Origin of the sequence: Chryseobacterium sp. CBSDS_008 (assembly GCF_049959325.1) — a bacterium.
In the GTDB taxonomy this organism is placed as follows: Bacteria; Bacteroidota; Bacteroidia; order Flavobacteriales; family Weeksellaceae; genus Chryseobacterium.
Window position 1 is genome coordinate 4,808,313 of record NZ_CP188202.1, and the last position, 25,674, is coordinate 4,833,986.

The window sequence follows — 25,674 nt, forward strand, 5'->3', positions numbered from 1 at the left end:
GATGAAGAAATATAACGAAAAAACAGAAGTTCTTGAAAAAATAGCAGACAGTATTACATCCTGGATAGGGTCTATTCAGTCTCTGATCGTACATACCCTGTTATTCCTTACTTCGTTTTTGCTTCCGATGCTGAATATCGTTGATTTTGACAAGATGCTCCTTATTCTTACGACGGTACTTTCTCTGGAAGCTATTTATCTGGCTATTTTCATTCAGATGTCTGTGAATAAAAGCCATGAGAAGATTGAAGATATCCAGGAAGATATTGAAGAGATCAGCGAAGATATTGAAGATATTCAGGAAGATATTGAAGAGATCAGTGAGGATATCGAAGAAATTAGTGAAGACATTGAAGAGATCAATGAAGATATTGAAGATATCCAGGAAGATATTGAAGAAATCAACGAAGAAGAAGAGGAAGAAGATCACAATGAAAGAGCGAAAAATGCAATACTGAAGAGCAATGTAAGCTCAAACAAGAACGAAATAAAAGCTTTAAAAGATATTATCTCCCAGCTGCAGAATGAAATAGATCAGTTGAAAAAAGAGGATACACAGCCGGAATAAGGGCAATACCAATAAAGGCAGACCAAACTATTGGTCTGTTTTTTTATAGTCTGATTTTTCTGTTTTTATGCCATTTGCGGAAAATGTAACAATAAGAAAAAAATGTTATGAATCTACCTGTCTATTTATAAAATAGTAATGTTAAAGGCCTATTTCATTTAATTATTTTTGCTACATTTGAACAAATGAAAACAAAATGTTAATTTATAGACTAAAAAACTATTTTTTCCTTTTTTCTTTTTTATTGATTTCTGCTTCTGCATTTTCTCAAACGGGACCAGTCAGAAAATCAGAAAAGATAAAACCTTCTACAGCCAGTCTTAGAGCTGGCGCATTCATAGATGTGAATGTACCTCCTTATACCCCTTCAAATTATACTCCGGAGCAGCTGGTAAAAAATATTTTGATCAATGGCGGTACCAATTGTACCACAGCCAATGTTACCAATGTTACCGTATCTCCTAATCATGATGTGACAAACAGCAACCGGTTCTGGGGATATTTTCATAAAGGAACAACCAGTTTCCCCTTTACGGATGGAATTGTTCTGACTACAGGATATGCTTCTGAAGCAGGTAATACCTATGTGTCGGCTGTTGGACAGCCGGTAGGAACAGGAAGTGATGCAGATCTTGTAGCAGCTACCGGAGCCAACGTCAGCTTAACGGATGCCGTAGCTCTTGAATTTGATTTCGTTCCGAATTCCAATCAGGTGAAATTTAATTATATATTCGTTTCCGATGAATATACTTCCAATTATCCTTGTACAGGATATTCCGATGCCTTTGCGTTATTGCTAAAGAAGGTTGGAGATCCTAACTATACCAATCTGGCTGTATTGCCCGGAGGGGCAGGACCTGTAAGTGCCACCAATATTGTTCCTGCAGGAAATGGATTCAGCTGCGGACCTATCAATGCGAGTTATTTCGGGGCTTTGGCAAATCCACATCTGGTAATTAATTATTTTGGAAGAACAACTCCTTTAACAGCTGTTGCAGATGTAATTCCAGGGCAGACATACCATTTCAAAATGGTATTGGCAGATGCAAAAGACCCTTCCCATGACTCCGCGGTATTCCTGGAAGGAGGATCTTTTGATGTTGGAATTAAAATTGTAGACGAAGCAGGGGCGGTTTTACCGGGAACTATCAATATGTGTGACAATACTCCAAAGCAGCTAAAGGCACAGGTAGCAGCAATTCCGGGAATGACATATCAGTGGTATAAAGATGGAGTGGCTATTCCAGGGGCAACCAGTGCTATTTATGTAGCTACCCAACCGGGAGTGTATACTGTAAAAGTAATGGTGCCGGGGAATCAGTGTCCTGGTGAAGCAACCATTACAATTATCGGAGGAACGAGCCCAACTGTACAGAATGCGGAACTTAAACTCTGTACAACACCTTCAGTGACTGGTTTTAATTTAGAAACGGCAAAACCTCTGATCAGTACAACACAGGGAGCGGTATTTCGTTTTTATGCCAATCAGGCTGATGCACAGGCTCAAAACAACAGTTATATTACCAACCTTACCAACTATCCGGGAACAGATGGACAGATATTGTATGTGCTGGTTTCCAACGGAGCCTTCTGTAGTAAAATTGCCACTTTAACCTTAAGAAAAGAAGAAACGCCAACCGCTTTACTTACAGCAGCAAGATTAAAGATCTGTGCCGGTGAATCTGTAGTATTAACAGCCTCTGGAGGTGTGACATACGAGTGGGCCGATTCTGCAGCCGCTACCGGAGGAATAAGAACTGTAAGCCCAACTCAGACCACTACATATACAGTATATGCTGTCGGAGCCCAGGGATGTAAGTCTCTTCAGCCCGCACGTATTACAATTGAAGTGGTACCGGCTATTGTATCCAACTTAAAAGGCGGCCATATCTGTCAGGGTGATAAAATTATCTTAGATGCCGGCTCAGGGCCCGGTTACACATATCAGTGGAGTTCTGGTGAAACAAGCCAGAGTATTACAGTAGATACTCCGGGAGAATATTCGGTAATAATCAGTAACGGAGTTTGTTCCAAAGAGTTCAAAACTCAGGTGATCAAAGCCGTGATTCCTGAAGTGATAAAAGTGGATTATAATGAGAATGGAACCATGATCCTTACAGCAAGTAATCCAAGTAACGGTATTCTTGAGTATTCAGTAGATAACGGCGTTACCTGGCAGTCCTCAAATGTATTTAGTAATGTCCCTAAAAATAAGATCATTTCGATCAGGGTTAGGGTTAAATTTACAAGCTGTGTAGGTTTCCTTGAATTCTTTACCTTCGTTATGAAAAATGTAATTACTCCAAACGGAGATAATATTAATGATATCATTGATTTCAGCGGAGTGATAAATTATAAAGATTTCAGCGGAAGGGTTTTCGACCGTTATGGAAGAGAAGTGTTCAAAGCAGAGAAGATCAGGCCGTATTGGGATGGATATTTCCAGGGCAAAAAGCTTCCTACTTCAACATACTGGTACCAAATTACCTTTGAAGATCCTGCGAGTAAAGAGCTTACTGTGAAAACAGGATGGATATTGCTTAAAAATATAGAGTAATTTAAACGATAACTGAAAGACTGACAATTTTGTCAGTCTTTTTTTTATTATTTTAAAATAAACAGAGTTGATATTCTAACATAAATAAATTTGCGTTAGTAATAATGTAAATTGTGTTAACTTGAATTTCAATCAAAAAAAATAGTATTTTTGTTTAAAATAATATAAAATGTTAAATAGGAGGAGAGGAAATTTATTTTTAGCGTTATTTTTAGCTTTCATGGGAAACTTTATTTTGGCTCAAAATAGAGGAAGGGTAGAAATTGCTGCAAAACCTAATGCTGCTTCTTTGAGAGCAGGTGTTTTTATCGACGTAAATTCACCAAGCTACCCGGAATCCGGCTATCCTATAACTCAGCTGATAAACGATGTTCTTATATCAGGAGGTACCACCTGTACGAGTTCGAGTGTAAGCAATGTAACCGTGTCTCCAAACCTGTCTGCCACCAATCAGAACCGAAGCTGGGGATATTTTAATAAATCAAATACCAATTTTCCCTTCAGCAAAGGGATTATACTTTCTACCGGATATGCCAATAAAGCAGGGAATACTTTCCAGGGAACTTTAAGTGATGACCTGGGACCCGGAGGGGACGTAGATCTTGCAAATGCTTTGTCAATCGGTAATAATAATCTGACCAATGCTAGTTCTATAGAGTTTGATTTTGTGGCAGCTTCTACTGAAATTACTTTCAGATATCTATTTGCTTCTAAAGAATATCAGCAAAACTTTCCCTGTACCATCACAGATGGTTTTGCCTTGCTGTTAAAAAAGGCATCTGATCCTACTTATACCAATCTTGCAGTGCTTCCGGCAGGAGCGGGAGCTGTAAGTGTTACCAATATCCATCCGCAATATCCAAACTGCGGGCCTAAGAATGAGGCCTATTACGGAGGAACCAATACAGCCCAGATCGAAACCAATTTTAATGGGCGTACCATTCCCCTGACTGCAAAGGCAACAGTAATTCCTGGACAAACATATCATTTTAAAATTGTACTTGCAGATTATCAGGATCCTAACTTTGATTCGGCTGTATTTCTTGAAGCAGGATCATTTGATATCGGGGTGAAAATTCTGGATCCGGCAGGAGTGCAGCTTCCTGAATCTGTAAATATGTGTGATAATGCTCCCCAGACTTTTACAGCTTCTGTTCAGGGACCTAACATTACCTACCAGTGGTATCTGGGTGCCAATCCGATTGCGGGGGCAACCAATGCAAGTTATACTGCTATACAGCCGGGGGTATATACCGTTAAGGTGTTTATTCAGGGGAATTCTTGTCCGGGAGAAGCTACCATCACTGTGGTAGGCGGAACATCTCCTACGGTACAGAATGCGACATTAACAGCCTGTTATGCCGCCGGAAATGCCACCTTTAATTTAACATCAGCACAGACTTCAATAAGTACCACTCCCGGAGCTGTGTTTTCATATTATACCACTTTGGCAGATGCCAATGCAGGAAATGCTAATACAATTCCTAATTCAACAGCTTATCCGAGTGCGGGAGGAACAGTATATGTAAGAGTAGCAAATGGTTTCTGTGCAAAAGTAGCACAACTCCAACTGGTAAAAGCTCCACAGATGATACCTACCATTGCCCCTCCGGCAGTGCTTACCTGTAATAGCTCTCAGACTACACTGGATGCATCAGCTTCAGTTTACCCGGCAGGAGCTACTTTCAATTGGACGACTACAGGAGGAAATATTGTTTCAGGAGCAACTACTTTAAATCCCGTGATTAATGCTGCAGGAACCTATACTTTAACTATTACAAAAGTGTATCAGCCTGGAAATATCAGCTGTACAGCAGTAGGAACTGTAACCGTGACAGGAAACAGTGCTCCGCCGGTTACCGGGCTTACGGCAAGCAAAATAAAAATCTGTAAAGGAGATTCTACAACACTTACCGCTTCTGGAGGAGCTACCTATAACTGGGGGAATGGTCTTACCGGAAACGGAAATACGCAGGTGGTTTCACCTACTGTTACCACTACTTATACTGTAACAGCAGTGGGTGCTAATGGTTGCGTATCTCAAAATCCTGCCACTATAACAATTGAAGTTTCAGAACCTTTTACAGCACAAAATGCAACATTACATAAGTGTTATCAGCCGGGATTAACTTATAATCTTACAGAAGCTCAGCCTCAGATTACGACAACGGCTGGAGTTACTTTTACTTATTATGTCAATCAGGCTGATGCCAATGCTGCAAACGGAAACTTTATTGCCGCTCCTACAACCTATACGCCGCCGGGAGGAAACCAGACCATTTATGTATTGGTAAGCAACGGGGGCTGCAGCTATGTGGTGTCTCTGCAATTATTAAGTACGGCTCAAACTACTCTTACCATTGCGGCACCGCAAACAATTACCTGTACAACCCCTCAGATTACAATCAATGCTTCGGCATCTGTAGTCCCTGCAGGATCTACTATTGCCTGGACAACAACAGGAGGAACTATCGTATCAGGAGGGAATACACTTACGCCTGTGGTAAGCGCCGGCGGAACATATACTTTAACGGTTACTAACGTATCCCAGCCGGGAAACCTGAGCTGTACATATACTTCAACAGTAACTGTGCAAGAGGATAAGGTAAAACCAGTGGCTGCTGTTGTTTCATCAGTACCTCGTATTTGTATAGGAGAATCTGTAACATTGACCGCTTCCGGGGGGGTAACCTATAACTGGGGTAATGGCCTTACCGGAAACGGAAATACTCAGGTGGTTTCACCTACCGTGACTACCACGTATACGGTATTTGCCGTTGGAGCTAACGGATGTATTTCTGCAACGCCGGCAAGTGTCACAGTTCAGGTAGGGCCACCGATAGCCGGTCTTACAGCATCTAAATTGAAAATTTGCGAAGGAGAATCTGTAACATTGACCGCTTCCGGAGGGATAACCTATAACTGGGGTAATGGCCTTATCGGAAACGGAAATACACAAGTGGTTACTCCTACAGTAACAACGGAATATTCAGTATATGCATTGGGAGGAAACGGATGTAGTTCTGTGGATCCTGCTAAAGTAACCATTCAAGTAGTTCCGGCAATTGTTTCTACATTAAAAGACGTATTTGTCTGCGCCGGCGATAAAGGAACTCTGGATGCCGGTTCGGGGCCAAACTATACTTATGTGTGGAGTACCGGAGCAACTACCCAAACCATAACGACTAATATTCCCGGCACGTATTCTGTGACAATCAGTAATGGAGTTTGTTCCAAAACTTTCTCAGCTCAGCTGATTAATCCTGATCTGCCGCAGTTTACCAATATTGTTTATGACAATCATATTCTTACGCTTACAGCGAGTAATCCTACAGGAGGCGTATTAGAATTTTCCATAGACGGAGGATTGACCTGGCAGCCATCAAATATATTTACAGGTGTTTTAAATAATACCATGTATTCTGTAATGGTAAGAGTGAAAGGTGCTAAATGCGGTACTTCACTGGACTATTTTACACTAGTGATCAGTAATGCCATTACCCCTAATATGGATGGTATAAATGATACCATAGATTTTTCAGGAATCAGCGGATATAAAGATTTTGCAGCTTCTATCTTTGACAGATATGGTGCCGAAGTATTTAAGGCAGGTAAAGGGGATGTGATATGGAGAGGATCCATGAAAGGAATCAATCTTCCCACAGGAACTTATTGGTACAGGGTGCAGTGGGAAAATCCAGCCAGCAAAAAATTGGAACAACGCTCCGGATGGATTCTTCTGAAAAATAGAAACTAAATATTCTTAAATAAAAAATAAACAGCAAAGTCTTTCAGCAATGAAAGATTTTGCTGTTTATAGGAATAAACGTTATCATATTTTGTGAATTATGTGACTTAGGTTAAAATTTGTTAAAACAATTTATAACACGATGTTACCACATTATTTACCATTTGTCCGCATAGGGATTGATTAGCGAAAATTTACTATAAAACGTTCTTATTTTGTTTTTTTATTGTAAAAAATATAAATATGTGTATGAGATATTTAAAAAAAAATTAAATTTGTTGAAACAAAAATATTATGAGAAGATATCTACCGCTTTGTTTATTTTTTTTAGTCGTCTCGACTTTTTTATTTTCACAAAATCTTACTCCAAGGAAACCGGTAAAGAAAACCAGTTCCTCCCTGTCCAGAAGAGCAGGAGCTTTTATTGACGTGAATGCCCCGTCATACCCTGAGTCCAGCTATACTATTGAGAAAATGGTAAAAGATGTATTAATTTCATCAGGAACCAATACATGTCTGACTCCAAACGTCACCAATGTGAAAATTACTCCTAATCATGCTGCAAGTGATGCCAACAGAGCTTGGGGATATTTTCATAAAGCTGCAACCAATTTCCCTTTTAAAGACGGTCTTATTCTTTCTACAGGGTTTGCAAGAAGAGCGGGTAATGCTTTTGAAGATGGACTTAATGATGTTAACGGTGGAGGATCAGATGCCGATCTTGCACAGGTAATCGGGGTCGTGGAAAATAGACTGAATGATGCTGTTCTTTTGGAATTTGACTTCGTTCCGACAACCTCGCAGATTAAATTTAATTATCTGATAGCATCAGAAGAATATACAGGTTCATTCCCTTGTACCTTTGCAGATGCATTTGCAATCTTACTTAGACCCACTTCGGGAGGACCGTATGTAAATATGGCTGTACTTCCTGGTGGAGCAGGACCCGTAAGTATTACAAATATCCACCCAGCAATCGGTTCCAGTTGTGGTGCAGTAAACGAACAGTACTTTGGAGGATATAACACCGGTAACGTTGAAACCAACTTTAACGGAAGAACAATTCCATTAACTGCTACTGCAACAGTAGTAGCGGGACAGCAATACCACTTCAAAATGGTAATTGCCGATTTCAGTGACCACAGTTATGACTCTGCGGTATTCCTGGAAGGAGGATCATTCAATATCGGGGTAGATCTTTTAGATCCGGCAGGAACGAAATTACCTTCAGATATCAATGTATGTGATAACGTACCTCAGGTAATTACAGCTTCTGTAAATGACCCTAACCTTGTCTACCAATGGTATTATAACGGGACACCGGTACCTAATGCCACTACCAATACCATTACGGCGGTACAGCCTGGTACTTATACCATCGAGGTAAGTGTTCCGGGTAACCCATGTCCGGGCAAAGCATCGATACAAATTCACGGGGGAACAACTCCTTTGGCCCAGGATGCAACATTGCTGCTATGTACCACTCCGGATATTACTACTTTTGATTTAAGTACCATTACATCCACTATAAGTCCGACGCCGGGAGCGATCTTTAAGTTCTACGAAAACCAGGCTGATGCTATTGCCCAGAACAATAATTATATTCAGACTCCATTGAATTATAACGGTAATGATGGCCAGATTCTTTACGTTGTGGTTTCCAACGGAGCATTCTGTAGTAAAATGGTTGAACTGAAATTATTGAAAGAAGTAACGCCAACGGCTAAAGTAAAAGCTTCCAGAATAAAAATCTGTCCGGGAGAATCTGTAACCCTTACTGCTGAAGGAGGAGATACTTATCTGTGGAGTAATTTTATGGGAGCAGGCAATATGCAGACGGTTACCTTATATCAGACTACAACATTTACAGTATATGCGATTGGAACAAAAGGCTGTAAATCTCTGAATCCGGCAACCATAAGAATTGAAGTTACCCCCGAAATTACTTCTCCATTAAAAGATGTTGAAATGTGTATCGGTGATACAGTGGTTCTTGATGCAGGAGCAGGACAAGGCTACAAATATCTTTGGAGTACAGGAGCTACCACCCAGAAAATTAATGTAGACCAATGGGGTATTTACACCGTGGAAATTGATAACGGTATCTGTAAAAAAGTTTTTGAAGCCAAAGTAATGGGAGCCGCTACCCCTTTTGTTACCGCTTTAAATTATGAAAGCATCAAAAAGACAGTAACGATTACTGCAGAAAACCCGCCGATGAACAATACACCAAGTACTTTAGAGTATTCTATTGACAACGGAATCAGCTGGCAGACTTCCAACGTATTTACCAACCTTTTGGATAATACAAATTATACTGTTTTAGTAAGAAGAGTAGGGACACACTGCGTTGGATCTCTTGAATTCTTTACCTTGCAGATCAACAATATTATTACTCCGAACGAAGACGGAATCAATGATGTACTGGATCTTAAAGCTCTTGGAGACTTTAAAAACTTTACAGGTTCCGTATATGACAGATATGGAGTAGAAATGTTCAGGTTCTCAAAAGATAATCCTATCTGGGACGGAACAGTAGGTGGTAAGAGACTTCCTACAGCAACATACTGGTATAAGTTTAATTTTGAGTATCCAAAATCAAAAGCTCAGATGAACTGGTCAGGATGGATTATGCTGAAGAACAGAAACTAAAATTGATAATGTACTATAAAAGAAAGCCTTTCGAATGTATTTTGAAAGGCTTTCTACTTTTATTAAAAGATATTTATTCTGCTTGATCCAATAAAAGCTCCTGACAAAAGGAGCTTTTATGATAAATGATTTATTGATTTTCTTTCCAGAGATTCGCAAAATGTATAAAATCTGCAACACTAAGCTCTTCCGCTCTTTTCTCTAAAAATTCATGGCCTTTCAATGCTTCAGGAATATTTAGGGATTTCAATGCATTGGAAAGCTTTTTTCTTCTTTGGTTGAATCCTGTTTTTACAATCTGCTTAAACAGTACTTCATTGCCTGCAAGCCCTTCCTTAGGATTTCTTGTAAGCCTGATGACTCCGGATTTTACTTTTGGCGGCGGATTGAACACGTTCTCATGCACCGTAAACATATAAGATACATCATAATAAGCCTGTATCAGAACCGAAAGAATACCGTAATCTTTAGTTCTCGGAACAGCTGCCGTTCTTTCTGCCACCTCTTTCTGGAACATCCCCACCATTTCAGGAATCAATTGATAATGATCTACAATCTTAAACAAGATCTGAGATGAAATATTATACGGGAAATTACCAATGATGGCAATCTGATCATCTTTGATGAAACTGAAGTCCTGCTTCAGGAAATCTCCTGCAAAAGTTTCCTCAGTTACTTCCGCATAATTTTTTTTCAGGTATTCGATAGACTCTGTATCGATTTCTGCAAGATAGATGTTCTGATCCTTTTCGAGAAGATATTTGGTAAGAACTCCCATTCCCGGGCCTACTTCCATGATGTTATTATAGTTCTCAAAACTAAGACCTTCTACGATTTTTCTTGCGATATTTTCATCTGTCAGGAAGTGCTGTCCAAGATGTTTTTTTGCTTTTACACTCAAAGTTTTTTATGATTTTATTAACAGTGATTTTCTTTATTTCGTCCCAAATTTCGGAAGATTTTTTCTATTTTAGCCAAAAATTTTAATATTAATGGCTAAATCTGTAGATGAATTTAATAAGAAAAGGCTTCGGTCCAGCAATATTACAGTAGTGATAAGTATTGCCTTAGTGTTATTTTTGTTAGGATTAATGGGGCTTATTCTGATTAATGCCCAGAAGTATTCTGACTATATCAAAGAACAGTTGGTGGTGAACGCCTACTTTGATGAAAACTATGACGCTAAAGATTCTGTAAAAATTGCGAAACTGGAGGAAGAAACTTTTAAAAAAGTACAGTTATTAGCTCCTGTAAAAAAAGCAACGTATATTTCAAGGGATATGGCGGCAAAAGAAGCCAAGAAAACGATGGGAATTGACAGTGATGCATTGTTCGAAGAAAATATTTTTCCATCTTCCATTGAAGTTGCTCTGAAACCGGAATTCGTTGATCCAGCAAAAATTGATGAAGCTATTAAAGAAATCAAATCGGTTCCGGGAATTATCGATGTTAAAAATGACAGTACCCTGATGGTAGATGTTTACAATAACCTGAGCAGAATCCTAAAGTGGATCTTAGGATTTTCAGTCCTGTTTCTGATATTGGCAGTGGTATTGATCAACAACTCTATCCGTCTGAAAATATTCTCGAAGAGATTTATCATTAAAACGATGCAGCTGGTAGGTGCGAAAAGAAGATTTATCCTTAAACCTTTCATTGTAGAAGCTATTATTTTGGGAGCTATCGGTTCCGTAATTGGTCTTCTTGCATTAGGAGGAGTCTGGTATTATTTCACAAGCCAGATAGGATCTGCTTTTGTACAGGACAATAACCAGTACTTCTGGTTGGTTATCCTGGTACTTGGAGTAGGAATCTTTATTTCTGTCTTAAGTACCATTTTCGCTACATGGAGATTCTTAAAATCAAACGTTGACGATTTATATTACTCTTAATAATGAGCAAAAAAACAAATAAATTTTCCGCTTCAGACTTTGGACGTGAGGCAGAAGTACCACAGGAAAACGCTTTCTACTTCGGGCAGCAGAACTTCAAATGGATGCTGATAGGATTGGCATTTATTGTAGTAGGATTTCTACTGATGATGGGGCCTGATGCCAATACGGTAGATGGAAAACTTGATCCTAACTCATGGAATGACGATATCTTCTCTATCAGAAGAATCAGAATAGCACCTCTGTTTGTTGTTATCGGATTTGTAATAGAAGTATACGCGATCTTAAAAAGAAAATAAATAAAATAATTTTATTTAAGGATTAAAAAATTTAAGAATTGAAAGACTTGAGTCAACGAGCCGGTCTTTTTAAATTCTTAAATTTTTTAATCTTTTTAATTTTTTAAAGGAATATGGATTTAATCAAAGCAATTATTATTGCCATTGTAGAAGGACTGACAGAATATCTTCCGATTTCTTCTACTGCGCATATGGGATTCACAGCGAATCTTATGGGGTTGGAAGAAACAGAATTTTTAAAAATGTTTCAGGTGTCTATTCAGTTTGGAGCCATTTTATCTGTAGTAGTGGCATACTGGAAAAAGTTTTTTGACTTAAACAATATCCAGTTCTATTTCAAGCTTGCCTTTGCTGTAGTTCCTGCATTGGTATTGGGATACCTATTCGATGATAAAATTGAAGCCGTTCTCGGGAATCAGATTGCCATCTCTTCAGTATTGGTTTTGGGAGGTATTGTATTACTGTTTGCCGACAAATGGTTTAAGAATCCTACAATTGACGATGAAAAAGGAATTACCATAAGAAAAGCAGTTACTATTGGGTTTTGGCAGTGTCTTGCGATGATGCCCGGTACAAGCCGTAGTGCAGCCTCTATTATTGGAGGGATGACACAGGGGCTTACCAGAAAAGCAGCTGCAGAATTCTCTTTCTTCCTTGCTGTACCTACGATGCTGGCGGTAACTGTATACTCCGTTTTTGTGAAAACCTGGGGAAAAGAAACGGCAAACCCGCAGAAAGGATATGAAATGATTATGTCTTCACAGGATCACATTATGATCTTTGTGGTAGGAAATGTTGTCGCGTTTATCGTGGCACTTATCGCTATCAAAGCATTCATTGGAGTGCTTAATAAATACGGATTTAAACCTTGGGGCTGGTACCGTATTTTTGTTGGAGTTGCTCTGTTGATTTATTTTTATTTCTTTAAATAAGAAATTATTCATTTATACGCATTCATGACTGCTGAAGAACTGAAATCAGGATACATTTTTTTATTGGATAAGCCGTTGGACTGGACTTCCTTCCAGGCTGTCAATAAAATGAAATATAAACTAAAAAGGGAATTCGATCTTCCTAAAAAATTTAAAATAGGACATGCCGGTACTTTAGATCCCAGAGCTACAGGGCTTCTTATTGTCTGCTGCGGGAAATTCACAAAGAAAATTCCTGAGATCCAGGATGCTCCTAAAGAATACTGGACAGAGATCAAGATGGGTGTACAGACAGAATCCTATGATACCGAAAAGCCTGAAATCCTTCATCAGGATATCTCTCATATTACGGAAGAACAGGTAAAAGAAGTGCTGGAAAAATTCGTTGGAGAAATCGAGCAGAAACCACCGGTTTACTCAGCCATTAAAATTGATGGTGAAAGAGCCTATAACCTTGCAAGAGCAGGTGAAGAAGTGGAAATGAAGGCAAGAAAAACAACTATTCATTATATTAAAGATATTAAAATAGATTTTCCTCTCGTAAGTTTCATGGTAGGCTGTTCAAAAGGTACATATATCAGAAGCCTTGCACATGATATCGGGCAGGAATTGGGTGTGGGAGCTTATCTGACTCAATTAAGGCGTACAAAAATCGGTGATTATACTATTGAAGACGCCACAGATCAGTTCTTGAATAGCGAGTACAGATTTGAAGGTCTATAAAATAAAATTATCCCAATTTCAGCAATAAAAATTATACCGGCTACGGAAAGACTAATGGAAAAAACGCGTATCAATAAATATTTATCAGAAGTGGGGTACTGCTCAAGAAGAGCGGCAGATAAGCTTCTGGAAGAAGGCAGGATCAAAATTAATGGAAAAATTCCAGCGTTGGGAACGAAGGTTTCTGATGAAGATGTGGTGGAAGTAGATGGAAAACCCATCAGAGAACCGCAGGAAAAGCCGGTATATATCGTTTTTAATAAACCGGTAGGAATTGTTTGTACTACAGATACAAAACGTGAGAAAAATAATATTGTAGACTATATCAACCATCCGAAAAGAATTTTCCCTATCGGAAGATTGGATAAGCCAAGTGAAGGACTTATTTTCTTAACAAGTGACGGTGATATTGTCAACAAAATTCTGAGAGCCCGGAATAATCACGAAAAAGAATATCTGGTGCGCGTAGATAAACCGATTACTCCAAGATTCCTTGAAAAAATGAGAAACGGAGTCCCCATCCTGGATACCGTGACCAAAAAATGTGAGGTAGAAAAAATTGATGAAATGAATTTCAGAATTATTCTTACCCAGGGACTCAACAGGCAGATCCGAAGAATGTGCGAATATCTAGGTTATGAAGTAAAAAAACTGAAGAGAATCCGTATCATGAATATCAAACTTGATTTACCCGTCGGAAAATGGAGAGATATGACAGATGAGGAACTTAATACCTTAAACTCTCTGCTGGTAGATTCCAGCAAAACATTCGACTAAAACATACAATATACTTAACGGTTTCACTTTCATATTTTCTGGTACAGCAGCCGGAAATGTAATTAAATATTTGCTATTTGATTTTTTTCACACATTAGTGTAATATATTTTTTTTACTGAAAATATTTTATATTTATAAGACTAATAATCACACCTGAAAATCATGAAATTAAAATTTAATTCAGTTCTCTTACTGGTTACTATGGTAATATCAGCCAGCTGCCTGAATGATAATCACAATCCGGATCATCCACATGACTCTTCGTTTTACATTGATTACAGAAGCTTAAAAGGACTGTCAGATGGAATTGCCGTTATTGAACTCGATCCGGAAGCCCCGAATTTTGGAAATATCAGCAGCAGACTTGAGTTGGGTGTTGGTGTTTTGCCGCATCATATCTATTACAACCAGAATGCTGAAAAAATGTACACCACTGCTTTGGGCGGCAGCTACCTTTATGAGGTCCAAACAGGAGAAGACCAGAACGGGCAGCCAAAATTAATGAGCGCAACACCTATTGATACGGGTGAGAATACGGTAGGTGAAAATTTGTTTTTTACAAATGACGGAAGGTATTTTATGACCTTTATGGGGGGAGCCGGGGGCCCAAAAGACGGTAGTGTAGGGGTTTTTAATGCCAGTAATAATAAGCTTATCAAAACGATTAAGGCACCCATTCAAACTAATCCCAATAAATTTATAATGTATCCGCATGGCATTTCAGTTAATGAAGAAAAAGGATTAATGATGGTGACTTCTACCATTCATCCGGACCTTACTACAGGAATGGGCAATACCTGTACTTTATTAGATCTGAATACCTATGAAATAAAAGAAACCTACCAGGTTGCAGATTCGCCGGCAGATTTGTCCGCACCGGTTGAAGTTTTATTGCTGCGCGGAAAATTTCCACAGTATGCGCTTGCTACAACAATGCTTGGCGGAGATATATGGATAGCTCCCTATAATGCTGCAACCAGAAAATATGATGCTTTTACTAAGATCTTTGACGGAAGCACACAAGGATTAGGCTGGGCCCTCGAAATGTATATTGACAATTCAAACAAACTGTATGTAAGCTTTGCGGATCCTGGAAAAGTGCTCGTCTTTGATATAAATAATCTTCCCCAGCTAAAGCTTTTGAAGACTTTTGATGCGGACAAAGGGGCTCATCACATGGCATTCTTTAAAACGAAATCAGGAAAAGATGTTGTCGCAGTACAAAATAATTTATTGGATCTCCCTAATTTAAATTCCGGGACCATTAATATAATTGATATCAATACAGGAAAAAAATTAGGAACTGTTGATTTACGCAATAAATATGGAATACTACCGGAATCAATTGAAGGAACCAATGGCCCCAGCAATTATATGCATCACTAAAATTCAGAATATTATTTCAGATAATAAACTATTCCAAAATATTATTTTTGGAATAGTTTAGATTATTTTACATATAATTTCATTCTTTCTTCATATTCAGGTTTCAGTTTTAAAAATTTCCATATTTTTTTATCATCAGGATTACTGATCCGGTAGAATATGATTTTATCTGCCGAATATTTGAAATAAGGATGATTTTTAAGCCATTCCTCTGGTGCGTCTGCTAATGAATATCTGGGTACATCAGTGGTATTCAATGGCGCAATTGAAATCAGTTTCTGAACCAGATCCTGATCGATATTGTATGTGCTTAAAATTTGCTGCTTATTCATAAAACCTCCTAGTTTCTTTCTGAAACCAATAATTGAGCCGGCACTTCTTTCATCCAATCCGAATTCTATCAGCTGTTTGAAAGTAATGGTATTGAGATCTGTTTTTGAAAAATCCGTTTTTTCCTGCTGTCTTTCCTGAAGCCTGATGTAAGGTTTCATTTCCTGAAATTTTTCAGGGGAAATCACAAAACATTTCTGCAGATCATCCAGGCTTTTAAAGCTTCCCCGTAAATTCCTGTCTCTGTAATTGATGATAGTAAGAGCTTGCTTTTCTGAAAATCCAAGTGTCTTCCAGCCTTCTGCATCCAGTTGATTAGGATCGAAAGGATGATATTGAATTCTGGCTTTTACAGGAGTATTCTTCGCGAAATTCTTGAAGTTTTCCGGAGTTTTTTCCGGCAGTACAATATAAGGTTCAAGTTTGCTGTAATTTTCCGGAGAAATGATGAAACATTCTTTAAATTTTTCCTTACTGATAAAACTTCCTCCGAGATAATTTTTATACTTTATAATAGCTTCTGCCTGCTTTTCACTGAAGCCCATCTTAAGCCAGTCGTGGACAGAAAACTGATCAGGATTGAATTTTCCAGATATCAGAATTTCTTTCTTGCCGTAGGAAGTGAACGCTTTCGGATCTTTTTTTTCTGCTGTTTCAGAAAGTAAAATGAAAGACGCCAGCTCACTGAATTTCTCTTCAGAAATAGCGTAACATTTTTTCAGCTGTTCTTTCGAAGTAAATTTTCCGCCTACGATATCTTTATACTTAAGAATAGTTGCGGTCTGTTTCTCTGAAAATCCGAGTTTCTGCCATTGATCTTTGTTCAGCAGATTAGGATCAAAATCTGATAGATTGGCAGGTACGGTAGCATCTGCAATAAAGGTAACTTCAGGAAAAGATTCTTTTTCCCGGCTGGTGTATTTCTGATACACGAATAAAACAGTCAGCAATGTGACCATAAATGCCAATTTCCGGTAATCGTTTTTTCTCATCATAAAGTAAACCTATTAATAAAAGTAAAGCAGTACAATAGCTGATAATGAATTGGTTAAAGATGATATACAGAAAGTGTTTTATTGCTTAAAAGGGAATGGGAATATTGTCTTTTATACGATATAATTTCGTAATTGAGGCCGGAGTGTGATTAGATTATTTTTTAATGCTACAGGTTGTCGTTGTATTAAATAGAATCTTCTATTTCAAAAAAATAAAGGAGATTCTAGAGTATATTTTCAGAAGAGATAGTATTATAAAGAATAATTTATTAGAGTTAGCAAAGGGAAAAGATACTAAAATGAAGTTCACCCGCAAGCATTTGCTCATAACCATACCATCAAAAGCCATTATGAAGCAGTAATTTCCACAGTTATATTCCATTGGTTATTCATTCCGGACCAGAATAAACTTTATTTATATCCAAATGGAAATTACTTTTTTTCCTTCAAACGGCTTAGTTTTTGTAATTTTTTTACCATACCTATTAACCTTATTAATTGATCGTATATGAATTACACTGAAGCATTGAAATACAAGGAAGAAGCATTGAAAAAAGCCGGCAGTACGGTGGTGGACAATTACCATATTGTTATAGTTCCGGCTGATACAGCTGAAAGTACCAGATATATTGAAGAGTACACCAAGAAACCTGAAAACTTTAAAGATGACAGCTGTAAGAAATACTGTTCAAACGGAGAGTTTTTGGTGGTGAGTTTTAAGAAAGAGGAATAATTTGAGCAAAATCAGTAATTAACCATTGCCTTTCTGTAAGTGTGGGTACCTTAATAAAAATCCGCTGCAATTAATTGCAGCGTTTTATATACTATTACTCTTCATCCCTTTCTCCCAAAGATTCTTTCAGCTTGATCAGTTCAGCTTTTACAAATTCCAGACGGTCGATAAGGGTGATGGTTTCGGAAATCTTACTGTTGGTGGTCAGAGCGATACGGGCTCCGTCAAGGGTATATCCCTTTTCTTTTACCAGATGGTAGATCATCTGAAGGTTTTTGATGTCTTCAGGAGTGAAATACCGGTTTCCTTTTCTGTTTTTTTTAGGCTTGATAATGGGGAATTCCTGTTCCCAGTAACGTATTAATGAAGTGTTTACATCGAATGCTTTCGCAACTTCTCCTATAGAATAATACAGTTTATCAGGCAAATTTATTTTCATTTTACAACTCCTAAACTTCAAAGATAAAAATTTTTTAAAGTTTCATCCAAAATATATTGTAAAAAGTACGGCCAGACTTTAGTTCAGAATGAATTTACACGGGCAGTTTTGATCCTACAATAATACAAATGATATGTAAAAGATAAGGGAAATCAGTATACCAGTCCTTTTTTATCTAAATTTGTGCATCCTTACAATACCTATACATATAATATAAATGATGAATCCGATCTCCGTTCTTCATATCGATCTTTTCCAGGCGGGTAAAAATACTTCAGATTTTTATTTTAATACGATGAAGAATCATTTGGTGGTGGGACATCGTCATATAGAGAAGCCTCACAGGCATGATTTCTATGCGGCTGTTCTTTTTACCAAAGGAACTGGAGTGCATGAGATTGATTTTCAAAGGTATGAGGTTTCTGAAGGAAGTCTTTTCTTTCTGTCACCGGGGCAGATTCACAGCTGGGAACTTTCTGAAGATATAGACGGCTATATTTTCTTTTGCTCTCAGGAATTTTATGAAATGCATTATGTGAATCAGAAACTCAGAAATTTTCCCTTTTTCGGATCCGTATCTTTCCCACGAAAACTTCAGCTGGATGCCTGGGAACTTCAGAAAAACATTCATTTATTTCAGGAACTGGGAAAAGAACATCAGTCTAGAAATACCATGAAGGAAGGACTTATTTTATCTTTAATGTCCCAGATTTTTATCAATGCTGCCAGATTGTTTTCAAAAGATTTTGATACCATGGATTCCGCTGCAGGGCTTTCCTATTTTAAACATTATCAGGATTTTGAAAATCTGATTGAACAGCACTTTGCAAAACATAAATCGATTACCTATTATGCCTCTTTGTTAGGCATTTCATCTAAACATCTGAACAGGATTGTCCAAACCATTATTCAAAAAACAGCCACAGATGTTATTACCGAAAGAGTAGTGCTGGAAGCCAAAAGAATGCTGATGTATCTTGATGAAAGCCTGGTTGAAATTGCCTTCCGTTTAGGGTACGAAGAATATTCCTACTTTGTAAGAGTATTCCGGAAAAGTTCCGGAATGACTCCTACGCAGTTTATGAGGAAATATAAGGCTTAATGAGTGTAAAATATTGTGTTCAACGTTTATGCTCTGGTTTAATAAGTATGGTAGAAAGGGAGAGAGATTACTGGAAAAACCACCCCGTCAAAAATTCTTTGAATTTTCGCCACCCCTCCAGAGGATGGGAATGATGGAAATATCAACTACTTTCCTAATCCCTAATCCCTATCCCTAATCCCTGCAACCTATTATCTATTCCCTATCATATGCCACCTACAAAGCCAGCTTAAATGGCCCTTCAAAAGTTGTTTCAAACGAATCTACCAGCTTTCCTTTTTCATCAAAAACGCCAATGACCATATTTTGTTTTGAGAACTTAATTTCTTCTTCAGGGAAGGAAATGTTGATGTTTCCTTTCAGGATCTGATCACCTTTCAAGATGATTTTTTCAGAACCGAAATAAGTGATTTCTGCATTCGTTGGCGTGATAACTTTGATCGTAAGAATCTTTTTCTCATTAGATTTATTCAGAAGCGTATAAATAAAAGTATTGGTGATTTTACCATTTTTAACAAAAAACGTAGAACCTGCAGGTTTAATGAATTTTGCTTCCATAGAACCACGGTCGTACATTAAAAACCCGAGAAAGCCAATCAGTAAAGCCAGAATCACTGTTGTCGCTTTCATTCTTGGAGTAAATCTGAATTGGTCACGGTTTTCTATCTCAGCTTCTGTGGCATAACGTACCAGCCCTTTAGGTAAGCCTACCTTTTCCATTACTTCATCACACGCATCAATACATGCCGTACAGTTTACACACTCCAGCTGCTGCCCGTTTCTGATGTCAATTCCTGTAGGGCATACCACCACACATTGATTACAGTCTATGCAGTCTCCTTTTCCAGCTGCTTTTCTGTCTTCATTATTTCGCCATTTTGCACGGCCTTCACCTCTTTTAAAATCATAATAAACATTGATGGTTTGTTTGTCAATCAATACACCCTGCAGTCTTCCGTAAGGACAAACCAGGGTACAAACCTGTTCGCGGAGCCATGCAAAAACAAAATAGAAAGTCATCGTGAAAAAGATCATTGTGATAAACTTTAAAGGATGTTCTGAAGGCCCTTCAATCATAATCCGGAAGACCTGTTCATAGCCTACGATATACATGAACATGAAGGTAGAGATGACCAGCGAAATCAGAATAAATAAAGACCACTTTGTCAGTCTTTTTCTTATCTTTTCAGCATCCCATTTCTGTCTGTCGAGCTTCATCTGTTTATTTCGGTCCCCTTCGATCCAATATTCAATTTTACGGAAAACCATCTCCATAAAAAGAGTCTGCGGGCATAACCAGCCACAGAATATTCTTCCGAAAACCACGGTAAACAGCATCACAAAAATGACGGAAGTTACTGCTCCTAAAGCAAGGATAAAAAAGTCCTGCAGGTAGAAAGGCTGTCCGAGAATAAAAAATTTCCTGTCGATAACATTGATCAGCAGAAAAGGATTATTGTTGATCTTTATAAACGGCAACCCGAAAAATAAAGCAAGAAGAAGATAGCTGGTGTAATTCCTGTAGTTGGTATATTTTCCTTTGGGTTTTCTGGGAAAAATCCACTTTCTTTTTCCGGTTTCATCCATGGTTCCCACTGAATTTCTGAAATCTTCATTTTCAATTTCCAAAGACTTGATATTGTTGGACTCTGCGCTCATTGTTGTATGCTATAAAAGTATTTTGGTACAATTTTCATCCTGATCCATCTTATTTTTTCGTATTGGTCTTTCCGCGAAAAAGTGATCGATCCTGTTACTGCAAAGCTCCGGATTATATCCTTTTACCCCTAATATGATCTACTTCAAAAATAGGATAATTGGGACATTTTGTATTTGTGGCTTTTATTTTATCAACATGAGAAAATATTTTGAAACCTGTGGGTCATATTGTAAATTGCAGCCTTAAAAATGAAGCATGAAAAATATCTTTAAAATAAGTATGATTGGTTTGGTTTTCGCATTGGTAAACTGCCAACCAGTAAATTATAGTAAAATGTTTTATGAAGGAGTACAACCGGAAATGGTTTCCGACAAGTTTAGTTTCACAGAAGGGCCATCAGCGGATAAAGAAGGAAATGTTTACTTTACAGATCAGCCTAATGATAAGATCTATTATTGGGACTGGAAAAGCAATCGGGTGATAGAATTCCTGGACAAAACAGGAAGGGCAAACGGAACTCATTTCGACAAAGACGGCTATCTGATTACCTGTTCAGACGATCAGGGTGAGATCTGGAAGATTTCCAAAGATAAAAAAGTAGAAGTGCTGCTTAAAGGCTTTGAAGGCAAAAGACTGAACGGTCCCAATGACATCTGGAATGATGAATTGGGAGGAATGTACTTTACAGACCCTTTATATGAAAGAGAGTATTGGATAGATTTTAAGCAGGAGCTGCCACACAAAAGCCTTTATTACAGAGATAAATCAGGAAAAGTTACAAAGCTGGATACGTTCATACAACCCAATGGAATTGTAGGAAGTGAAAAATTGAAAAAGTTATATGTATCCGATATTGATGCCGGAAAAACCTATGTGTATGATATATTAGGCGAAGGAAAATTATCTGAGAAAAAATTGTTCTGCGAAATGGGCTCAGATGGTATGACGATGGATAAACATGGAAACCTCTACCTGACTGGAAATGGAGTGCATGTTTTTAATAGTTCCGGGAAGAAGATTTATCACATTCCGATTCCTGAAGACTGGACATCCAATGTCACTTTTGGCGGTAAAAATAATGATATTCTTTTCATCACTGCCTCTAAGTCAGTGTATACTTTCCCTCTGAGAGTAAGAGGGATTAGATAATTTTTGTGTCATTACAAGAAGCATAGCGGTGAAGCAATCTCTTTTCATTACATATGAGATTGCTTCACTTTGTTCGCAATGACAATAGAGTATGGAGTGGAAGATTTAATAAGCAACCTCCATTTTCACTTTCTTTCCTTTCAGTTTTTCATTCTGAAGTTTTCTTAAAAGAGCATTTACTTTATTTCTGGAAACAGCAACATAAGAGGTAGTGTCTTTTACTTCAATAATTCCTACGTCTTCTTTTTGCAGTTCTCCCTTCTTTAATAAATAGCCAACAATATCCACTTTATTCACCTTATCCTTTTTCCCTGCACTGATATAAACCGTCTGAAAAGGTGTTTTTTGCGGAACTTTAGTAAATCCGGCAACACTTTCTTCCGGAGTATTGTTTTTAATGAACGGGAAATTTTCCTCTTCAGTCATGATCAGATATACAAAACCTTTGGCGTTCATTCTTGCTGTACGTCCGTTTCTGTGGATGAAAGCATCTTCTTTAGGGGGAAGCTGGTAATGAACAATAGATTCTACCTCAGGAATATCAAGTCCGCGGGCAGCCAGGTCTGTTGTAATAAGAATTCTTGCGGAATCGTTTCTGAATTTTAGCAGGGCGCGTTCTCTTTCATCCTGTTCCATACCGCCATGGAAGGTTTCTCTGTCGATTCCCATCTGGTGAAGAAGTTCAGAGATACGGTCTACAGCCTCACGGTGATTGCAGAAAATTAAGGTTCTTTTATTTCCGATTTTACAAACCAGATTGAAAAGCGTATCCAGTTTTTCTTCAGGAATAGTCATTACTTTTCTTAGTTGAATATCCGGTTTTATTTCGTTCTCTTTAAGGAAACTGATCACTTTTTCATCTTTTAAGCCTGTAAAAGCCGGAATTTCATCCATAGCTGTTGCAGACGTTAGGATTCTTTGAGAAAGACCTTTCAAAGAACCGGAAATAAATTCCATATCATCATGAAAACCTAGTTCCAGCGCTTTATCGAATTCATCCAGAACCAATGTCTTGATTGTTTTAGGATCAAAATTGTTATTTCGTAAATGATAAACAACTCTTCCGGGAGTTCCGATCAATACAGCCGGGGCTTCTATTAAATTATTAACTTCAATTTTTTTATCATGTCCGCCATAGCATACAGATACTTTGAAATCTGATCCCATTGCTTTAAAAACCTGCTCAATCTGTAAAGCCAGTTCTCTGGCAGGAACCAATATCAATGCCTGAACTCCCTGAATATTTTTTTTCAGATTCCGAAGAACAGGAAATAAAAAGGCAAGAGTCTTTCCGGATCCTGTAGGAGAGAGCAAAACAATATCTGTATTGTTTTCAGACGCTTTATAAGCAGATTTCTGCATCTGATTCATATCCTGAATCTGCAGTTTTTGATAGATTGATTGTAGTTCCATGGCGCAAAGATAGTGAATTTAGGTATTGTTGAGTGGGAGGGGTGAGTTTGAGGGTTTGAGGGTTTGGGCGTTTGAGAGTTTGAGAGGGATAGGCCAGTATTGTTCTTCTTTGATTCTGCGTTACTGTCATTCTGAATGAAGTGTAGCGAAATGAAGAATCTCATTTTGTCTTCCACTAGTTATAGATGCTTCGACTCCGCTCAGCATGACATATCTAATACTAACTGTTTAAATTTAAAATGAAGCCGTATCCGCTGTCATGCAGGGCACAGTCGTAGTATTTTTTTAATCAAGATATTGATTTTTAAATATATAAGTTGAATAGTAACATGCTGAAACCTATTGCTAGTTTTAAATAAAATTCTTATCTTTGCACCCACTTTTGTGGCGAAAAGGTTTGAAGAGTAAATTACTTACAATTAATTACTTCCGTATTTTTTAATCTGCATTTATTCAAACCGTTAAAAAAGAAGGAATACAAATTTTATTAGAAAATGTCAAAAGAGACAAATTCAGCAGAGGTTATTTTAAACCAAAACGTAGCACCAGAACAATTTGATTGGGATTCATTCGAATCAGGTCTTGATGCAGATGCGAGAAAAGAAAAAAGCGATTTAGAAGAAATCTATAACGGATCTCTTAACAGCCTAAACGATAATGACGTTTTAGTTGGTAGAGTTGTAAGATTAACTGATAAAGAAGCTATCGTAGACATCAACTTCAAATCTGAAGGTGTTATCTCTCTAAACGAATTCCGTTACAACCAAGGCCTGAAAGTAGGTGACGAGGTAGAAGTAATGGTTGACAAGAGAGAAGACAAAACCGGACAATTACAGTTATCTCACAGAAAAGCCAGAACGCTTAAAGCTTGGGATAAAGTAAACGAACTTCACGAAACTGGAGAAATCGTTAACGGTTTTGTTAAATCAAGAACTAAAGGTGGTATGATCGTTGACGTTCACGGAATCGAAGCATTCTTACCTGGTTCTCAAATTGACGTTAAGCCAATTAAAGATTACGATCAGTTCGTAGGAAAAACTATGGAGTTCAAAGTTGTGAAAATCAACCCTGAGTTCAAAAACGTAGTTGTATCTCACAAAGCATTGATCGAAGCAGATATCGAAGGTCAGAAAAAAGAAATCATCGCTCAGCTTGAAAAAGGTCAGGTTCTTGAAGGTACCGTTAAGAATATCACTTCTTACGGTGTATTCATTGACTTAGGTGGGGTAGATGGATTGATCCACATTACAGACCTTTCTTGGTCTAGAGTGAACCACCCATCTGAAATCCTAGAGGACGGACAAACTGTAAAAGTTGTAATCCTTGATTTCGATGACGAGAAAACAAGAATCCAGTTAGGTATGAAGCAATTAGAAGCTCATCCTTGGGATGCTCTTTCTGCTGACCTGAAAGTAGGTGACAAAGTAAAAGGAAAAGTAGTAGTTCTTGCTGACTATGGTGCATTCGTAGAAATCGCTCCAGGTGTTGAAGGATTAATCCACGTTTCTGAAATGTCTTGGTCTACTCACTTAAGATCTGCCGGAGATTTCGTAAAAGTAGGTGATGAAGTAGAAGCTGAAGTATTAACTTTAGATAGAGAAGAAAGAAAAATTTCTCTTGGTATCAAGCAATTGTCTAAAGATCCATGGGAAAACATCGAAGCTAAGTATCCGGTAGGATCTCAGCATGTAGGAACTGTAAGAAACTTCACTAACTTTGGTGTATTCGTAGAGTTAGAAGAAGGTATCGACGGATTAATCTACATCTCTGATCTTTCTTGGACTAAGAAAATCAAGCACCCATCTGAGTTCTGCGCAGTAGGTGATAAATTAGATGTTGTAGTTCTTGAATTAGATATCCAGGCTAGAAGATTATCTCTAGGTCACAAGCAATTGACTGAAAACCCATGGGATAAATTCGAAACTAAGTATGCTGAAGGAACTATCCACGCTGGTAAGGCTGTAGAAGTTCACGATAAAGGAGCTTCTGTTCAATTCGAAGATGCTGAGGTTGAAGCATTCTGCCCTTCAAGATTATTAGAGAAAGAAGATGGATCTAAAATCAAAAAAGGTGAAGATGCTCAGTTCAAAGTAATCGAATTCAACAAAGAATTCAAGAGAGTAGTAGTATCTCACACAGGTATCTTCAGAGATGAAGAGAAGAAAAACGTAAAAGAATCTTCTTCTAGAAACGTAAGTTCTTCTTCTAACAACGAAGAAAGATCTACTCTTGGAGACATCGATGCATTAGCAGAGTTGAAAAGAAAAATGGAAGAAGGTAAATAATCTTTGAACCATTGATAAATAAGGAAGCCGCTC

19 protein-coding genes are annotated in these 25,674 nt (G+C 37.9%); 14 read left to right on the forward strand and 5 right to left on the reverse strand.

The window, feature by feature from the left end; genetic code table 11:
• Window position 1: 1 nt before the first annotated feature.
• The 4 genes from ACP3T3_RS21725 (at window position 2) to ACP3T3_RS21740 (ending at window position 9,525) form a co-directional block, all read left to right on the forward strand.
• A complete protein-coding gene (locus tag ACP3T3_RS21725; RefSeq protein ID WP_426477781.1) occupies window positions 2-568 on the forward strand; it encodes a DUF1003 domain-containing protein in 567 nt (188 codons plus the stop codon).
• 196 nt (window positions 569-764) lie between these two features.
• Window positions 765-3,125, forward strand: coding sequence for a choice-of-anchor L domain-containing protein (locus tag ACP3T3_RS21730; RefSeq protein WP_426477782.1), 2,361 nt, complete (start codon window positions 765-767; stop codon window positions 3,123-3,125).
• Between the two features lie 169 nt (window positions 3,126-3,294).
• On the forward strand, window positions 3,295-6,882 hold the full coding sequence (locus tag ACP3T3_RS21735; protein ID WP_426477783.1) for a choice-of-anchor L domain-containing protein: 3,588 nt from the start codon (window positions 3,295-3,297) through the stop codon (window positions 6,880-6,882).
• Window positions 6,883-7,167: 285 nt separating this feature from the next.
• A complete protein-coding gene (locus tag ACP3T3_RS21740; RefSeq protein WP_426477784.1) occupies window positions 7,168-9,525 on the forward strand; it encodes a choice-of-anchor L domain-containing protein in 2,358 nt (785 codons plus the stop codon).
• A gap of 130 nt (window positions 9,526-9,655) precedes the next feature.
• Here the strand turns inward: ACP3T3_RS21740 and rsmA are convergent, their stop codons facing one another.
• Window positions 9,656-10,426 (reverse strand): 16S rRNA (adenine(1518)-N(6)/adenine(1519)-N(6))-dimethyltransferase RsmA, encoded by a 771-nt coding sequence (gene rsmA, locus ACP3T3_RS21745; protein WP_426477785.1) that lies wholly within the window; start codon window positions 10,424-10,426, stop codon window positions 9,656-9,658.
• A 91-nt stretch (window positions 10,427-10,517) separates the two neighbouring features.
• Here rsmA and ACP3T3_RS21750 point away from each other — a divergent pair, with 91 nt between their 5' ends.
• The 6 genes from ACP3T3_RS21750 (at window position 10,518) to ACP3T3_RS21775 (ending at window position 15,535) form a co-directional block, all read left to right on the forward strand.
• Window positions 10,518-11,417: a cell division protein FtsX gene (locus tag ACP3T3_RS21750; RefSeq protein ID WP_114821147.1), complete on the forward strand. Its 900-nt coding sequence runs from the start codon at window positions 10,518-10,520 to the stop codon at window positions 11,415-11,417.
• 2 nt (window positions 11,418-11,419) lie between these two features.
• Window positions 11,420-11,716: a DUF3098 domain-containing protein gene (locus tag ACP3T3_RS21755; RefSeq protein WP_426477786.1), complete on the forward strand. Its 297-nt coding sequence runs from the start codon at window positions 11,420-11,422 to the stop codon at window positions 11,714-11,716.
• A 113-nt stretch (window positions 11,717-11,829) separates the two neighbouring features.
• Window positions 11,830-12,648, forward strand: coding sequence for an undecaprenyl-diphosphate phosphatase (locus ACP3T3_RS21760; protein ID WP_426477787.1), 819 nt, complete (start codon window positions 11,830-11,832; stop codon window positions 12,646-12,648).
• 24 nt (window positions 12,649-12,672) lie between these two features.
• On the forward strand, window positions 12,673-13,371 hold the full coding sequence (gene truB / locus ACP3T3_RS21765; protein ID WP_426477788.1) for a tRNA pseudouridine(55) synthase TruB: 699 nt from the start codon (window positions 12,673-12,675) through the stop codon (window positions 13,369-13,371).
• Between the two features lie 54 nt (window positions 13,372-13,425).
• The gene (rluF, locus tag ACP3T3_RS21770; protein WP_426477789.1) at window positions 13,426-14,148 is read left to right on the forward strand and encodes a 23S rRNA pseudouridine(2604) synthase RluF; all 723 of its coding nucleotides are present in this window, start codon (window positions 13,426-13,428) and stop codon (window positions 14,146-14,148) included.
• Window positions 14,149-14,311: 163 nt separating this feature from the next.
• The gene (locus ACP3T3_RS21775) at window positions 14,312-15,535 is read left to right on the forward strand and encodes a hypothetical protein (protein WP_426477790.1); all 1,224 of its coding nucleotides are present in this window, start codon (window positions 14,312-14,314) and stop codon (window positions 15,533-15,535) included.
• A gap of 62 nt (window positions 15,536-15,597) precedes the next feature.
• Here the strand turns inward: ACP3T3_RS21775 and ACP3T3_RS21780 are convergent, their stop codons facing one another.
• Window positions 15,598-16,860 carry a hypothetical protein gene (locus tag ACP3T3_RS21780; RefSeq protein WP_426477791.1) on the reverse strand — a complete coding sequence of 421 codons (1,263 nt, stop codon included), beginning with the start codon at window positions 16,858-16,860 and terminating at the stop codon, window positions 15,598-15,600.
• A 508-nt stretch (window positions 16,861-17,368) separates the two neighbouring features.
• Here ACP3T3_RS21780 and ACP3T3_RS21785 point away from each other — a divergent pair.
• Entirely contained in the window at window positions 17,369-17,593 is a 225-nt protein-coding gene (locus ACP3T3_RS21785; protein ID WP_426477792.1) for a hypothetical protein, read from the forward strand.
• A 94-nt stretch (window positions 17,594-17,687) separates the two neighbouring features.
• On the opposite strand, the gene ACP3T3_RS21790 is transcribed toward ACP3T3_RS21785, so the two are convergent.
• A complete protein-coding gene (locus ACP3T3_RS21790) occupies window positions 17,688-18,032 on the reverse strand; it encodes a MerR family transcriptional regulator (RefSeq protein ID WP_426477793.1) in 345 nt (114 codons plus the stop codon).
• Window positions 18,033-18,249: 217 nt separating this feature from the next.
• On the opposite strand from ACP3T3_RS21790, the gene ACP3T3_RS21795 reads away from it, so the two are divergent.
• Window positions 18,250-19,134, forward strand: coding sequence for an AraC family transcriptional regulator (locus tag ACP3T3_RS21795; protein ID WP_426477794.1), 885 nt, complete (start codon window positions 18,250-18,252; stop codon window positions 19,132-19,134).
• Between the two features lie 216 nt (window positions 19,135-19,350).
• On the opposite strand, the gene ccoG is transcribed toward ACP3T3_RS21795, so the two are convergent.
• Entirely contained in the window at window positions 19,351-20,793 is a 1,443-nt protein-coding gene (gene ccoG, locus ACP3T3_RS21800; RefSeq protein ID WP_426477795.1) for a cytochrome c oxidase accessory protein CcoG, read from the reverse strand.
• Between the two features lie 256 nt (window positions 20,794-21,049).
• Between ccoG and ACP3T3_RS21805 the strand changes: the two genes are divergently transcribed.
• The gene (locus ACP3T3_RS21805; protein WP_426477796.1) at window positions 21,050-21,943 is read left to right on the forward strand and encodes an SMP-30/gluconolactonase/LRE family protein; all 894 of its coding nucleotides are present in this window, start codon (window positions 21,050-21,052) and stop codon (window positions 21,941-21,943) included.
• A 105-nt stretch (window positions 21,944-22,048) separates the two neighbouring features.
• Here ACP3T3_RS21805 and ACP3T3_RS21810 read toward each other — a convergent pair whose 3' ends face one another.
• Window positions 22,049-23,356, reverse strand: coding sequence for a DEAD/DEAH box helicase (locus ACP3T3_RS21810; RefSeq protein ID WP_426477797.1), 1,308 nt, complete (start codon window positions 23,354-23,356; stop codon window positions 22,049-22,051).
• A gap of 494 nt (window positions 23,357-23,850) precedes the next feature.
• On the opposite strand from ACP3T3_RS21810, the gene rpsA reads away from it, so the two are divergent.
• Window positions 23,851-25,641, forward strand: coding sequence for a 30S ribosomal protein S1 (gene rpsA / locus ACP3T3_RS21815; protein WP_426477798.1), 1,791 nt, complete (start codon window positions 23,851-23,853; stop codon window positions 25,639-25,641).
• Window positions 25,642-25,674: the final 33 nt, after the last annotated feature.

Excerpts from the sequence above, each read along its gene's own strand:
- ACP3T3_RS21725 (WP_426477781.1), top strand. The coding sequence starts at position 2 with ATGAAGAAATATAACGAAAAAACAGAAGTTCTTGAAAAAATAGCAGAC.
- ACP3T3_RS21730 (WP_426477782.1), top strand. The coding sequence starts at position 765 with ATGTTAATTTATAGACTAAAAAACTATTTTTTCCTTTTTTCTTTTTTA.
- ACP3T3_RS21735 (WP_426477783.1), top strand. The coding sequence starts at position 3,295 with ATGTTAAATAGGAGGAGAGGAAATTTATTTTTAGCGTTATTTTTAGCT.
- ACP3T3_RS21740 (WP_426477784.1), top strand. The coding sequence starts at position 7,168 with ATGAGAAGATATCTACCGCTTTGTTTATTTTTTTTAGTCGTCTCGACT.
- ACP3T3_RS21750 (WP_114821147.1), top strand. The coding sequence starts at position 10,518 with ATGGCTAAATCTGTAGATGAATTTAATAAGAAAAGGCTTCGGTCCAGC.
- ACP3T3_RS21755 (WP_426477786.1), top strand. The coding sequence starts at position 11,420 with ATGAGCAAAAAAACAAATAAATTTTCCGCTTCAGACTTTGGACGTGAG.
- ACP3T3_RS21760 (WP_426477787.1), top strand. The coding sequence starts at position 11,830 with ATGGATTTAATCAAAGCAATTATTATTGCCATTGTAGAAGGACTGACA.
- truB (WP_426477788.1), top strand. The coding sequence starts at position 12,673 with ATGACTGCTGAAGAACTGAAATCAGGATACATTTTTTTATTGGATAAG.
- rluF (WP_426477789.1), top strand. The coding sequence starts at position 13,426 with ATGGAAAAAACGCGTATCAATAAATATTTATCAGAAGTGGGGTACTGC.
- ACP3T3_RS21775 (WP_426477790.1), top strand. The coding sequence starts at position 14,312 with ATGAAATTAAAATTTAATTCAGTTCTCTTACTGGTTACTATGGTAATA.
- ACP3T3_RS21780 (WP_426477791.1), bottom strand. The coding sequence starts at position 16,860 with ATGATGAGAAAAAACGATTACCGGAAATTGGCATTTATGGTCACATTG.
- ACP3T3_RS21785 (WP_426477792.1), top strand. The coding sequence starts at position 17,369 with ATGAATTACACTGAAGCATTGAAATACAAGGAAGAAGCATTGAAAAAA.
- ACP3T3_RS21790 (WP_426477793.1), bottom strand. The coding sequence starts at position 18,032 with ATGAAAATAAATTTGCCTGATAAACTGTATTATTCTATAGGAGAAGTT.
- ACP3T3_RS21795 (WP_426477794.1), top strand. The coding sequence starts at position 18,250 with ATGATGAATCCGATCTCCGTTCTTCATATCGATCTTTTCCAGGCGGGT.
- ccoG (WP_426477795.1), bottom strand. The coding sequence starts at position 20,793 with ATGAGCGCAGAGTCCAACAATATCAAGTCTTTGGAAATTGAAAATGAA.
- ACP3T3_RS21805 (WP_426477796.1), top strand. The coding sequence starts at position 21,050 with ATGAAAAATATCTTTAAAATAAGTATGATTGGTTTGGTTTTCGCATTG.
- ACP3T3_RS21810 (WP_426477797.1), bottom strand. The coding sequence starts at position 23,356 with ATGGAACTACAATCAATCTATCAAAAACTGCAGATTCAGGATATGAAT.
- rpsA (WP_426477798.1), top strand. The coding sequence starts at position 23,851 with ATGTCAAAAGAGACAAATTCAGCAGAGGTTATTTTAAACCAAAACGTA.